The sequence below is a fragment of the Burkholderia sp. AU45251 genome (assembly GCF_030482905.1).
GTDB classification, from domain to species: domain Bacteria; phylum Pseudomonadota; class Gammaproteobacteria; order Burkholderiales; family Burkholderiaceae; genus Burkholderia; species Burkholderia aenigmatica.
Genome location: NZ_JAUJQH010000056.1, coordinates 1 through 11377, shown reverse-complemented (window position 1 = coordinate 11377; position 11377 = coordinate 1). Strand labels below are relative to the sequence as shown.

The window sequence follows — 11377 nt, the reverse complement described above, 5'->3', positions numbered from 1 at the left end:
TCGACTTGCGCCACCACCGACAGCTTAAAAGCCAGGCTGTAGTCCCGCTGCGTTCGTTTGATCCCTTGTTGCACTTGGCACCTCTTCGCTTCGGCGAAAAAGTGTCAACCTATTTCAGGACGGGTCAACCCAAACAAAAAAGCGACACGTCCTTCGACGTGTCGCTTTTTTTCTTCCAGGCGTGAGAACCAAAAAAAGTGGCTTGGCTTGCTGCAACGGCTGCTTGAGTGTGTTTGCACGAAGGGGTCTAGATCTCGCGTGCAAGCCGTTACGCTGGCTACTGCCCAACACCTCTCAGGGAGGTGGTCCCCACAATACTCGGTCGTTACTTCGTCAGGATCAGCTTGCCGAGCCGCGTGGCGCGCAACTGATAGGTCTCTCCGTTATGCGCGATGCTGACGTGGCTTTGGCCTTGCAGCAGCGCATCGCTGCTGACGACCCGCGTGCCTGCATCGCGGTTGCCGGCGGGTGTCGCTGGCGTGGTGACCGCTGCCGTCTTCTGGCGGCTGCTGCCTGCGGTGCCGGTCGTGCGGCGCAGGGTCAGCGTGGTCGGGCGCATGGTGTCGGTCATTCGGTTGATCGGTGACTGTCGATACGATGGAATGAATTCTAAATGATAACCATTCCCATTCGCAAAAACTCTTTATCGATCGAAATGGCAAACCTGATAGCTTGAGTCAAAGGGGCGGCCCGCAGGCCGCCACCGGGTTCAGTGCAGCGGATCGGGATCCTTGCGGCCCTGCGCGTACTCGCGGATCAGGCGGACCGTATCGATATCCGACGTGCGGTACGCCTCCTTGACGATCCCGTGCGTCTGACGCGCGTCTTCGCTGTCGTCCGTGACGACCAGCGTCGTGCGGTATTCGAAACGCAGGAACAGTTCGTGGTCGTCGCGCTCCTCGATCGACATCGTCAGCGAGCCGCCGATCTCGCCGTCGGCGGCGAGGATGTCGTAGCGAACCTGCTGGTTCGGCGTGAACGTGACGCGGTCGCGCACGGTCGCGTGACCATAGTGCAGCTCACGTTCGAGCGTCGTGTCCGTCCGTTCGTGGACGACGCAGCTGTCGAGGCCGAGCACGAACAGTTGCGGCTGTTCGGCACGCAACACGAGACCTTCCCAAAGCTGGTCGCGGGTGAGGGTCGGCACGGCCGGATCGTCGGAGTTGATCTGGATCAGGTGTTCGAAGTTCAAGGGGGCAGGTTCCTTCTGGTGGCCGGCGGCCACATGGTTCAAGAAGTCATTGTGACGCAAAACGCGCGGTTTCGCGGCACCTGCGTCCCCATCCGGGCGTCACGCTTCGATGCGGCCCATGTGGCCGCTCTGGTAGTCGACGACGGCCTGCCGGATCTCTTCCTCGGTATTCATCACGAACGGGCCGTAGCGCACGATCGGCTCGTTGAGCGGCACGCCGCCGATCAGCAGCAGGTCGAGCGGCGTATCGCCGGCCGCGAACGTGACGGTGTCGCCGTCGCAGCCGTAGACGATCATATGTTGTGCGTCGACAGCCTGCCTGTCGGGCCCGTAGAGGCCCGTTCCGGCGATCGGATAGGCGAATACGCGATAGCCGGCCGGCACGGGCTGCGTGACCGTTGCGCCCGGTTCCAGCGTGAAATGCTGATAGAGGATCGGCGTGCGTGTCTCGATCACGGCTTGGACACCGAATGCCTCGCCGGCGATCACGCGCACGCGCGCGCGGCCGTCCGGCGACGTCGCGGTCGGGATGCGGCTGGCGGAAATTTCCTGGTAGCGCGGCGCGATCAGCTTGTCGCGGCGCGGCAGGTTGACCCACAACTGGAAGCCGTGCGAACGGCCGCCCGCCTGCGCGAACGCGGGATCCGGCATTTCGCTGTGCACGACGCCGGCGCCGGCCGTCATCCACTGCACGTCGCCGGGGCCGAGCGCGCCCGCGTGGCCGGCCGAGTCGTGATGGCGATAGTGCCCGTCGAGCACGTAGGTCACGGTCTCGAAGCCGCGATGCGGGTGGGCCGGCGCGCCGCGGGCTTCGCCGGGCGCATAGTCGACCGGTCCCATTTCATCGAGCAGCAGGAACGGATCGAAATCCATCAGCAGCCGGGTCGGGAACGGGCGGTGAACCACGAAGCCGCCGCCTTCTGTCGTGCGAAGCGCGGGGTACGTGCGGTCAAGCGAGCGAGCGGTCGTCATTTGGATTCCCTCGAAATGATCGGAATAGCGTTATTTTTGAAACATGGCGCTATTATATTGGGCGTTTTACCGTTCGATTCGCGACGGTTCGCAATGGATTGTTCTGAAATTGGAACGATGAGATGAATATCGATGCACATAACCTGAACGACCTCATGTACTTTTCGCAGGTCGTCGAACATGGCGGTTTCTCGGCTGCGGAGCGCGTGCTGGGCATCTCGAAATCGCGCCTGTCGCGGCGCCTGACCGAACTCGAGGCGGCGCTCGGCGTGCGCCTGCTGCAGCGTTCTACACGCAAGCTCGCGCTGACCGAGGCAGGGGAGCTGTTCTACCAGCATTGCCAGGCGATGCTGGCAGAAGCGCAGGCGGCGATGAATGCGGTCCAGCAGTTGCGCTCATCGCCGCGCGGCTCGGTACGCGTCAGCGTGCCCGTGACGCTGTCGCAGACGATGCTGTCGCGCATCCTGCCCGAATTCCTGCGCCGCTATCCCGAGGTGAAGGTGCACGTGCGCGTGACGAATCGCGTGATCGACCTGTTCGAGGATTCGATCGACGTCGCGCTGCGCGTGCGCTCGGAGCCGCCGCAGAACGCGAACATCGTCGTGCGGCCGCTGTGGCGCACCGAGCAGATGCTGGTCGGCGCGCCGAGCCTGCTGAGCCAGAATGCGCCGCCGCTGGTGCCGGACGACCTGACCGGATTCGAGACGCTCGATACACCGAGCGTCGACGGGCGGCACGTGTTCAACCTGATCGCGCCGGACGGTACGCGTCACGTGCACGAGCACGATCCGCGGCTCGTGACGGCCGACCTGATGACGATCCGCGAAGCCGTGCTCGATGGGCTCGGCATCGCGGCACTGCCGGAGATGATGTACGGCAACGCGCTGCGCGCGGGGCAACTGTCGCCCGTGATGCCGGGCTGGACGCTGCCGGTGCCGCAACTGTACGCGGTGTTCGTGTCGCGGCAGGGGATGCCGCCCGCGGTGCGTGCGTTCGTCGACTATCTGGTCGAGAAGCTCGATCACGGCGCCTACCAGGATCCGGGGTGCCCGGAGCGTGCGAAGAAGGAAGCGGCGGCTGATGCTTCGGCGACCTGAACACGACGTGCACGACGAGGCAAATTTGTTTTGTCATTGAAGCGTCGCCTGCAATCGCAAGTTTCAATCGCCGGAACCTTGAATGCGCGTGCGTGCGGGCCTATATTGAAATCCCATTTCGTGAAGGAAGTTCGGAGCGAAATCAGGTGGCCGCATATATTGCGAGCCAGATAGGGCAGAACGCGCAGTCCGTGCAGACCACGGCAGAGTCGCATTTGCGTTGCTCGAGGCGCAACCGATACCGCCAAAGAGCCCGCCGCCCGAAGGCGCCCGCGTGCGCATGAAAAAAGGCCTTCATCTGGCGATGAAGGCCTTTTACTTTGTGCGGCCGACGAGGTGCGGCCGGCGCGTCGGATCGCGCGTGCGTTACTTCGCTTTCGCAGTCGGTTCCGTCACGAAGCCGAGCTTCGTCAGGCCGCCTGCCTGCGCATCCGACATCACTTCGGCGACGTGTTCGTAAGCGACCTTGCGGTCCGCACGCAGGTGCAACTCCGGTTGCGGCGTGCGCTTTGCTGCTTCCGCGATGCGCGCCTGCAATTGTTCGCGCGTGACCGTGTGGTCGTCCCACAGGATCGTACCGTCGCCCTGGATCGCGACGTCGACCGTCTGCGGCTTTTCGTCGACGGGCTGGCTGCTGGCGTGCGGCAGGTCGATCTTCACCGCATGCTGCATCGCCGGGATCGTCACGAGGAAAATGATCAGGAGTACGAGCATGACGTCGACGAGCGGTGTCATGTTGATCTCGCTCATCACGGCATCGTCGTCATCGTCGCTGAAACCGGTGTTCATTGCCATGGTTCACCCCGTCTCAGCTGGCGCGCGTCGCGAGACGCAGGCCGTCGCGCGTCGACGACGACGCGAGGCTCGCGCCCGTCACGAAGTACGCGTGCAGGCCGTGCGCGAAGCGGCGCAGCTTGCTGACGACACCCTTGTTCGCACGGGTCAGTGCGTTGTAGCCGAGCACGGCCGGGATCGCGACGAACAGGCCGAACGCGGTCATGATCAGCGACTCGCCGACCGGGCCCGCGACCTGGTCGATCGACGTCTGGCCGGTTGCGCCGATCGCGAGCAGCGCGTGGTAGATCCCCCAGACCGTACCGAACAGGCCGACGAACGGCGCCGTGCTGCCGACCGACGCGAGGATCGCGAGGCCGCTCTGCATGCGCGAGATGCCTTCGTCCATCGTGTCCTTCAGGCAGCGCGTGACCCAGTCCGACACGTCCATGCGGTCGTGCAGGTGCGGCTGCGTCTGGTGGTGGTGATCGGCGGCTTCCTTGCCCGACAGTGCGAGCGCGAGGAACGGGTTGTCGTTCGGCGTCGATGCGGCGAGCCCGAGCTTCTTGACGCCGTCGTCGAAATTGTCCGAATGCCAGAACGCCTGTTCGGCGTTCTTCGTCAGGCGGTTCAGGCGGATCACGTTCCAGCCCTTGATGACGATCACGATCCACGACAGGACCGACATCACGAGCAGCGTGATCGCAATGGCGCGCGTGACGAAATCACCTTGCGCCCAGACGTGCGCGATACCGTAGCTTTGCATTTTCTTGTTTCCTTTGAATCTACCGAATATGACGGGTTAGTCGTCAAGCGTGAAGTTGAAGGGCAGCGTATGAGCAGCGCGGATCGCCTGGCCGTTCTCGAGATACGGCGGGCAGGTGCTGGCGCGCGTCGCCTCGAGGGCGGCTTCGTCGAGACGCGGGTAGCCGCTGCTCTTCTGCAGCTGGACGCTTTCGATCTTGCCCGTCACGCCGATGATGAAGTGAACATAGGCCGTGCCCGTTTCGCCGCGACGGCGAGACATCGACGGATAGGTGGGCTTCACGAAATTGCAGCTGAGCGCCGATACGTTCTTCGGTGCGCTGACCTGCATCGTCTCGCGAGCCGGGCCGGGCGCAGCAGCCGGTGCAGCAGGTGCCGGCGCAGCGGGAGCCGGTGTCGGATCGACGGCGGCCGGCGCGGGTGTCGGCGACGGTGCCTGCGAGACCGGCTGAGGCGTCGGAACCGCCTTCTGTACCGGTTTCGGCTCGACCTTAGGCTTCACGCGCGGCGTGGGCGTGGGCTTGGGCGGTGTAGGCTGCTGCGCGGCCGACTGGACCGCGACCGGCTGGGCAGGTGGCGCAGGTGGAATGAGCTGCGCGGTGATCGACTGAACCTCGATCTCCTTCGGCGGTGGCGGCGCGTTGCGATGGAGCCAGGCGGCCGTCAGCATGATCGCATGTGCGGCAAGCACACCGACCGCGACGACGATCACACGGGAATTCATACGTGGTGCAGCCGGCATGGCGCCGGCAGGAGCGAGATGCGAAGCCTGCATGTTAGCTTGAAAGAACGATGTCGCACCCGGGGCGCGGCGGGTGAATCGGCATCACTTGCGGAAGATCAGCAGCGAGATGCAAACGGTGGTCACAAATCCGATCAGCAATTCCATGACAGGCTCCTTGGCAGGTAGGCCGCTGGCTCGCGCAGACGGTGGCTTGCTGACGGTTGAAACAAAAAATGCGGCCTGGGCCGCATGCGCACACTCGGTGCCGGTCACGCGGCCTTGCGTTCGTAGAACGTGACCGGGATCGGGTGAGCGTGATGCTCGACACCGCATTGGCTCGCGCAGACGCCGTGTTCGGCCATGAGGTCGCGTACGGACTCCTCGCACTTGCCGCAGCACGTGGCCACGCCGAGCTCGAACTGGAGTTCATCGAAAGAGTTCACGCCCTCAGCGAGGGACGCGCGAATCTTGCGATCGGAAACAGACTTGCACACGCAGACGATCATGATGAGTTGCGATAGCTAACGGTAATGCGAATTATTATCATTAAATTTGCGGACGTTGACAAGTCTGGGGCGGCCTTTTTTTAAGGTCATCAGACCCTTGAAGTGGCGAAGCGGTAGGGTGGCGCGCCGAAGAGGGCGTGCCGGCCCGTGTCAGGCGGTCGCGCAGGCGCGCGCGTTCGGCGAGGAAATGGTGACGGATTCGACTGGCGCAGTAAGGCCGAGCAGTGTCGACGCGAGTACCTGCAGTTGGCGGCCGTCGCTGGTCGAGCAGAAGCGGGGCGGCGCCGCGCGCGTGCCGGCGGGCGCGCGCAGGTTGCGCTCGTCGAGCACCCGCATGAGCTGGCGCGCGATGGCGTCGCTGGTGTCGACGATCGTGAGGCGGTCGCCCACAAGGTCACGAATCGTTTCCGTGAAGAACGGGTAATGCGTGCAGCCAAGTACCAGCGTATCGGCGCCGTCGTCGAGCATCGGCTGCAGGTAGCTGTCGAGCAACGCACGCAATGCGGGCGAATTCGTGTCGCCGCGCTCGATGGCTTCGACGAGCCCGTGGCCGGGCTGGCAGATGAAGCGGCGGCCGGCGCCGTAGCGGTCGAGCAGCGCCTGGAAGCGCGGGCTGTTCAGTGTCGACTGGGTGGCGAGGACACCCGCGATGCCGCTCGCGGACACGGCGGCGGCCGGCTTGATGCCCGGCTCGACGCCGACCAGCGGCATCGACAGGCGTTCGCGGATCGCGGCGATCGCGCGCGCGGTCGCGGTGTTGCAGGCGATGACGAGCGCTTTCGCCCCTTCGCGGGCGAGCCACTCGCCGATTGCCAGCGTGCGTTCCGTAATGAACGCCTCGTCGCGCGGACCATACGGCGCATGGTGCGAATCGGCGACGTAGATGAACGATTCGTCGGGCAGTTGCGCGCGCACGGCGCGCAGCACCGACAGGCCGCCCAGCCCAGAATCGAAGATGCCGACGGGGGCGACGGTCGAGGCCGTCGCTGCGATAACGGAGGGTGTCGACATGAACGGGCTGGGGGCGATAACGGGAAGTGTGGAGAGAGTTTACTCCGCCGAACCCATCATCGTTTGCTGGTAGTTCTGCAGGCCGACCTTGCCGATCAGGTCGATCTGCGTTTCCAGCCAGTCGATGTGCTCTTCGGTGTCGTCGAGGATCTTTTCGAAGATCTCGCGCGACACGTAGTCACGCACCGATTCGCAGTAGGCGATCGCTTCCTTGCAGGTGGACTGCGAGATCTGCTCGAGCTTCAGGTCGCACTTCAGGATCTCTTCGGTTTCCTCGCCGACGAGCAGCTTGTGCAGATCCTGCAGGTTCGGCAGGCCGTCGAGCATGAATACGCGCTCGATCAGCCAGTCGGCGTGCTTCATTTCGCCGATCGACTCGTCGTACTCGTGCTTGCCGAGCTTCTCGAGGCCCCAGTGCTTGTACATGCGCGCATGCAGGAAGTACTGGTTGATCGCCGTGAGTTCGTTCTTCAACTGGGCGTTCAGATATTCGATGACTTTCTTGTCGCCTTGCATGGCTGTTCCTTGTTCAGTGGGGCTTCAGAAACCGAACGATAATCGCTCGAACGAGAAAAGCCAAGCCTCGAAGCCTTGTCTGGCCTGCCTTTTGCATGTAATGAGAATCAGCCTTGAGTAATCGGCCGTGCTCAATAATGAGAATGAGAAGTAAAAAGGCCGGACGTCCGTCCGGCCTTTCGTTCGATCGCGCTTAAGCGGCTGCGACCGGGATCTTGCCGATCTTGGCCTGCCATTCCTTCGGGCCGGTCTGGTGCACCGACGTGCCCGACGAATCGACCGCCACCGTCACCGGCATGTCCTGCACGTCGAACTCGTAGATCGCTTCCATGCCGAGGTCTTCGAACGCGAGCACCTTCGCGCCGCGGATCGCCTTCGACACGAGGTACGCCGCACCGCCGACCGCCATCAGGTAGGCCGCCTTGTGCTTCTTGATCGCGTCGATCGCGACCGGGCCGCGCTCGGCCTTGCCGACCATCGAGATCAGGCCGGTTTGCGCGAGCATCGTCTCGGTGAACTTGTCCATGCGGGTGGCCGTCGTCGGGCCGGCCGGGCCGACCACTTCGTCGCGCACCGGATCGACCGGGCCGACGTAGTAGATCACGCGGTTCGTGAAGTCGACCGGCAGCTTCTCGCCCTTCGCGAGCATGTCGGCGATGCGCTTGTGCGCGGCGTCGCGGCCGGTGAGCATCTTGCCCGACAGCAGCAGCGTCTGGCCCGGTGCCCAGCTCGCGACTTCTTCCGGCGTCAGCGTGTTCAGGTCGACGCGCTTGCTGGTTTCCGTGTTCGGTTCCCACTGGACCTTCGGCCATGCGTCGAGCGACGGCGCTTCAAGCTTGGCCGGGCCCGAACCGTCGAGCACGAAGTGCGCGTGGCGCGTCGCCGCGCAGTTCGGGATCAGCGCGACCGGCTTCGATGCCGCGTGCGTCGGTGCGGCCATGATCTTTACGTCGAGCACGGTGGCCAGGCCGCCGAGGCCCTGTGCGCCGATGCCGAGCGCGTTGACCTTCTCGTGCAGTTCGACACGCAGTTCCTCGACCCAGTCCTTCGGGCCGCGCGCGATGATTTCCTGGATGTCGATCGGCTCCATCAGCGATTCCTTCGCCATCAGCATCGCCTTTTCGGCCGTGCCGCCGATGCCGATCCCGAGCATGCCGGGCGGGCACCAGCCTGCGCCCATCGTCGGCACCGTCTTCAGCACCCAGTCGACGATCGAGTCGGACGGGTTCAGCATCACGAACTTCGACTTGTTTTCCGAGCCGCCGCCCTTCGCCGCGACCTGCACGTCGACCTTGTCGCCCGGCACGATCTCGTAGTGGATCACGGCCGGCGTGTTGTCCTTCGTGTTCTTGCGGGCGCCTTCCGGCGGATTGACGATCGACGCGCGCAGCACGTTGTCCGGGTGCGTGTAACCGCGGCGCACGCCTTCGTTGATCATGTCGGTGAGGCCCATCGTCGCGCCGTCCCAGCGCACGTCCATGCCGACCTTCACGAAGATCGTGACGATGCCGGTGTCCTGGCAGATCGGGCGCTTGCCTTCCGCGCACATGCGGCTGTTCGTGAGGATCTGCGCGATCGCGTCCTTCGCGGCCGGGCTCTCTTCCAGTTCGTACGCGCGGCCGAGGGCCTGGATGTAGTCGAGCGGATGGTAGTAGCTGATGTACTGCAGCGAATCCGCGATGCTCTGGATCAGGTCTTCCTGTTTGATGACGGTCATGGCTGAGACTCTGTGGGGACAGTGGGGAATGCGTTTATGCGTTGGCGGCTGCTTCGGCCGGCTTGCGGGACACCGCGGCTACGGGCGCGTGCGTCTCGTGGAAATGGGCCGGGTGCGTGTGCATCGTCAGGCGGTCGACCCACGCCATCACGAGCGCCGACACCAGGAACGACACGTGGATGATCACCTGCCACATGATCGCGTGCATCGTGTGCTGATCGGGGTTGATGAACGTCTTCAGCAGGTGGATCGACGAAATGCTGATCAGCGCCATCGACAGCTTGACCTTCAGCACACCCGCGTTCACGTGGTCGAGCCACTCGGGCTCGTCGGGGTGGCCCTCGATGCCGAGGCGCGACACGAACGTTTCGTAACCGCCGACGATCACCATGATCAGCAGGTTCGAGATCATCACCACGTCGATCAGGCCGAGCACCGCGAGCATCACGCTGATTTCGTCGAGGCTGGCCGCATGCGACAGCAGGTGCCAGACTTCCTTCAGGAACAGGAACACATAGACGGCCTGCGCAACGATCAGACCGAGGTAAAGCGGAACCTGGAGCCAGCGGCTCATGAAAATCAGCGCGGGAAGCGGGCGAAGCGGGCGACGCGCGGGGCGGCCGGGCGAATGCGGGGCAGACATGGTGGAAAGTCGGGCGCGGTGCGCAGGTATCGGGGGTAATCTTGAAAAGGCGCGCTATTGTAACGCGTCGGCCGGCGCGACTGCAGTGACGCGCCGGCATTGCCAGGGACGGATCAGGAGGCGGCCGCCGGCACGCGTTTCACGCGCAGGCTCGCCAGCACGATACCGGTGACGACACACGCGAGCGCGATGCCGTGTGCGAGCGTCGGGCGCTCGCCGAGGAACGCGATGCCATACGCGGCCGCGGCGACCGGCAGCACCGCGCTGAACACGCCGGCGAGGCTGCCCGGCACGTGGCGGATACCCTTCATCCACAGCCAGAACGAGAAGATGCTGGCTGACAGGCCGTACCAGACGACGAGCGCCCAGGTGCCGACCGGCACGCTCGCGTAATCGAAATGCCACATGGCCGATGCGCCGAGCGGCAGCATCAGGCACAGGCCGAACAGGTGCGTGTACGCGCAGATGTCGATCGGCGCGAGTGTCTGCGTGAGGCGGCGCGACAGGATCACGTAGATCGATTCGCAGCACACCGCGCCGAGGATCAGCAGGTTGCCGGTCAGCGAAGACGATGCGCCATGCCCGGTCGCGCTACCGTTCGCGAGGTTGATCGTCACGACGCCGGCGATCGCGAGCGCGATCGATACGAGCGCGCGGCCGTTCGGTTTTTCGCGCAGGATCAGCCACGCGAACAGCGCGACGATCGCCGGGATCGTGCTCGTGATCACGCCGGCCGCGACCGCGCTCGTGCGCTGCACGCCGTTCAGCATCAGCAGCGTGAACATGAAGGTGCCGAAGAATGCCTGCAGGAACAGGTTCAGCCATTCGCCGCGCTTGACCGTGCGCATCTTCACCGGGCTGAACAGCGGCCACAGCACGGCGATCGCGATTACGAAGCGCAGCGTGGCGAGGATGGCGACGGGAACGAAGACGACGATCGATTTGCCGATACCGACATTGCTGCCGACGAACAGCATCGACAGCACGAGAAAGAAAGCGTAGCGATTCAAGCTGGAATCCGGAAGGCGAGTTCAGTTACGATTGTAGGGTCGCGCTCGTTGCAGCGTAAAGCTACAAGCAGCGCCGCCCGGCGGGCGAAACGGCCGTGCCGCGTAAGTGACGGGTAAGTTGGAACGCTTATTGTGGAAACGGTCGTGTCGTCCGGTCGCCATCGTGCGGCATGGTGCGACGCAGCATCGCGCAGGAGCCTTCGGGCCGTGCGTGAGTGGTGGGTAGGAGACAGCGGCGCGCATGCGCCGGCCAAGACGCGCGGCGCGCACGATCGCGCCGCCATGCAGAGGATTCATGTTCACCAAGGGGTAGTCGATGTCTGCGATTGAATCGGTTCTTCACGAAACCCGCCAGTTTGCGCCGCCCGCGGCGCTCGAGCAGGCGGCGACCATTTCCGGCATGCCGGCCTACCGTGCGCTCGCCGCCGAAGCCGAGAACGATTACGAAGG

The 11377-nt window shown here is 64.2% G+C and carries 15 protein-coding genes and 1 pseudogene; 3 read left to right on the top strand and 13 right to left on the bottom strand.

What is annotated here, in order from left to right; all coding sequences use genetic code 11:
- Nucleotides 1-185: hypothetical protein (locus QZM67_RS39545; RefSeq protein WP_301811836.1), on the top strand; the 185-nt coding region annotated here is incomplete at its 5' end.
- Between the two features lie 140 nt (nucleotides 186-325).
- Here QZM67_RS39545 and hemP read toward each other — a convergent pair.
- The 3 genes from hemP to QZM67_RS39530 form a co-directional block, all read right to left on the bottom strand.
- Nucleotides 326-571, bottom strand: coding sequence for a hemin uptake protein HemP (gene hemP / locus QZM67_RS39540; protein WP_301811832.1), 246 nt, complete (start codon nucleotides 569-571; stop codon nucleotides 326-328).
- Nucleotides 572-709: 138 nt separating this feature from the next.
- On the bottom strand, nucleotides 710-1192 hold the full coding sequence (locus QZM67_RS39535) for an SRPBCC family protein (protein ID WP_089450936.1): 483 nt from the start codon (nucleotides 1190-1192) through the stop codon (nucleotides 710-712).
- 99 nt (nucleotides 1193-1291) lie between these two features.
- Nucleotides 1292-2164, bottom strand: a complete 873-nt coding sequence (locus QZM67_RS39530; RefSeq protein WP_301811830.1) for a pirin family protein — start codon at nucleotides 2162-2164, stop codon at nucleotides 1292-1294.
- A 122-nt stretch (nucleotides 2165-2286) separates the two neighbouring features.
- Between QZM67_RS39530 and QZM67_RS39525 the strand changes: the two genes are divergently transcribed.
- Nucleotides 2287-3261, top strand: a complete 975-nt coding sequence (locus QZM67_RS39525; protein WP_043188748.1) for a LysR family transcriptional regulator — start codon at nucleotides 2287-2289, stop codon at nucleotides 3259-3261.
- A gap of 366 nt (nucleotides 3262-3627) precedes the next feature.
- On the opposite strand, the gene QZM67_RS39520 is transcribed toward QZM67_RS39525, so the two are convergent.
- From QZM67_RS39520 to QZM67_RS39475, 10 genes are all read right to left on the bottom strand, one after another.
- The gene (locus QZM67_RS39520; RefSeq protein WP_089450934.1) at nucleotides 3628-4056 is read right to left on the bottom strand and encodes a biopolymer transporter ExbD; all 429 of its coding nucleotides are present in this window, start codon (nucleotides 4054-4056) and stop codon (nucleotides 3628-3630) included.
- 13 nt (nucleotides 4057-4069) lie between these two features.
- The gene (locus QZM67_RS39515) at nucleotides 4070-4801 is read right to left on the bottom strand and encodes a MotA/TolQ/ExbB proton channel family protein (RefSeq protein ID WP_301811827.1); all 732 of its coding nucleotides are present in this window, start codon (nucleotides 4799-4801) and stop codon (nucleotides 4070-4072) included.
- A 36-nt stretch (nucleotides 4802-4837) separates the two neighbouring features.
- Nucleotides 4838-5575 (bottom strand): energy transducer TonB, encoded by a 738-nt coding sequence (locus QZM67_RS39510; protein WP_301811825.1) that lies wholly within the window; start codon nucleotides 5573-5575, stop codon nucleotides 4838-4840.
- Between the two features lie 51 nt (nucleotides 5576-5626).
- The gene (locus QZM67_RS39505) at nucleotides 5627-5797 is read right to left on the bottom strand and encodes a hypothetical protein (RefSeq protein ID WP_155292061.1); all 171 of its coding nucleotides are present in this window, start codon (nucleotides 5795-5797) and stop codon (nucleotides 5627-5629) included.
- The gene (locus QZM67_RS39500) at nucleotides 5794-6030 is read right to left on the bottom strand and encodes a bacterioferritin-associated ferredoxin (RefSeq protein ID WP_043188741.1); all 237 of its coding nucleotides are present in this window, start codon (nucleotides 6028-6030) and stop codon (nucleotides 5794-5796) included. Before QZM67_RS39500 ends, QZM67_RS39505 begins: the two co-directional genes overlap by 4 nt.
- 150 nt (nucleotides 6031-6180) lie before the next feature.
- A complete protein-coding gene (gene murI / locus QZM67_RS39495; RefSeq protein WP_043188740.1) occupies nucleotides 6181-7041 on the bottom strand; it encodes a glutamate racemase in 861 nt (286 codons plus the stop codon).
- Between the two features lie 39 nt (nucleotides 7042-7080).
- Nucleotides 7081-7557, bottom strand: coding sequence for a bacterioferritin (gene bfr, locus QZM67_RS39490; protein WP_043188739.1), 477 nt, complete (start codon nucleotides 7555-7557; stop codon nucleotides 7081-7083).
- 193 nt (nucleotides 7558-7750) lie between these two features.
- Nucleotides 7751-9274: a fumarate hydratase gene (locus QZM67_RS39485; RefSeq protein ID WP_043188737.1), complete on the bottom strand. Its 1524-nt coding sequence runs from the start codon at nucleotides 9272-9274 to the stop codon at nucleotides 7751-7753.
- Nucleotides 9275-9308: 34 nt separating this feature from the next.
- Nucleotides 9309-9917, bottom strand: a complete 609-nt coding sequence (locus QZM67_RS39480; protein WP_301811818.1) for a TIGR00645 family protein — start codon at nucleotides 9915-9917, stop codon at nucleotides 9309-9311.
- Between the two features lie 113 nt (nucleotides 9918-10030).
- A complete protein-coding gene (locus QZM67_RS39475) occupies nucleotides 10031-10927 on the bottom strand; it encodes a DMT family transporter (RefSeq protein WP_175026451.1) in 897 nt (298 codons plus the stop codon).
- Between the two features lie 316 nt (nucleotides 10928-11243).
- On the opposite strand from QZM67_RS39475, the pseudogene QZM67_RS39470 reads away from it, so the two are divergent.
- Nucleotides 11244-11377: pseudogene (locus QZM67_RS39470) on the top strand (AMP-dependent synthetase); the annotation flags it as partial.

What these genes read in the sequence shown, in the direction of transcription:
- QZM67_RS39510 (WP_301811825.1), bottom strand. Translation starts at nt 5,575, where the DNA reads ATGCAGGCTTCGCATCTCGCTCCTGCCGGCGCCATGCCGGCTGCACCA.
- QZM67_RS39480 (WP_301811818.1), bottom strand. Translation starts at nt 9,917, where the DNA reads ATGTCTGCCCCGCATTCGCCCGGCCGCCCCGCGCGTCGCCCGCTTCGC.
- QZM67_RS39485 (WP_043188737.1), bottom strand. Translation starts at nt 9,274, where the DNA reads ATGACCGTCATCAAACAGGAAGACCTGATCCAGAGCATCGCGGATTCG.
- QZM67_RS39525 (WP_043188748.1), top strand. Translation starts at nt 2,287, where the DNA reads ATGAATATCGATGCACATAACCTGAACGACCTCATGTACTTTTCGCAG.
- QZM67_RS39500 (WP_043188741.1), bottom strand. Translation starts at nt 6,030, where the DNA reads ATGATCGTCTGCGTGTGCAAGTCTGTTTCCGATCGCAAGATTCGCGCG.
- QZM67_RS39520 (WP_089450934.1), bottom strand. Translation starts at nt 4,056, where the DNA reads ATGGCAATGAACACCGGTTTCAGCGACGATGACGACGATGCCGTGATG.
- hemP (WP_301811832.1), bottom strand. Translation starts at nt 571, where the DNA reads ATGACCGACACCATGCGCCCGACCACGCTGACCCTGCGCCGCACGACC.
- murI (WP_043188740.1), bottom strand. Translation starts at nt 7,041, where the DNA reads ATGTCGACACCCTCCGTTATCGCAGCGACGGCCTCGACCGTCGCCCCC.
- QZM67_RS39515 (WP_301811827.1), bottom strand. Translation starts at nt 4,801, where the DNA reads ATGCAAAGCTACGGTATCGCGCACGTCTGGGCGCAAGGTGATTTCGTC.
- bfr (WP_043188739.1), bottom strand. Translation starts at nt 7,557, where the DNA reads ATGCAAGGCGACAAGAAAGTCATCGAATATCTGAACGCCCAGTTGAAG.
- QZM67_RS39530 (WP_301811830.1), bottom strand. Translation starts at nt 2,164, where the DNA reads ATGACGACCGCTCGCTCGCTTGACCGCACGTACCCCGCGCTTCGCACG.